The following is a 221-nucleotide window of genomic DNA, read 5'->3' on the forward strand; positions in this document are numbered from 1 at the left end:
GCACGTGGCGATGTTCGACGCCTTCGGCGGGTCGGTGCCGCGGATCGTGTGCGACAACCTCAAGACCGGTGTGATCAAGCATCCCCGCGACGGGGAGATCGTCCTCAACGACGCCTACAGGGAGATGGCCGCCCACTACTCGGCAGCCGTTCTACCTGGTAGGATACGGCGCCCCAAAGACAAATCTGGCGCCGAGAACACCGTGGCGCACGTGGCGACCT

1 pseudogene is annotated in these 221 nt (G+C 64.7%); it reads left to right on the forward strand.

The features are described 5' to 3' along the window. Positions 1–221, forward strand: a pseudogene (locus CEY15_RS17920) (IS21 family transposase); the annotation flags it as partial.

It is taken from the genome of Dietzia natronolimnaea (assembly GCF_002289575.1).
In the GTDB taxonomy this organism is placed as follows: domain Bacteria; phylum Actinomycetota; class Actinomycetes; order Mycobacteriales; family Mycobacteriaceae; genus Dietzia; species Dietzia natronolimnaea_A.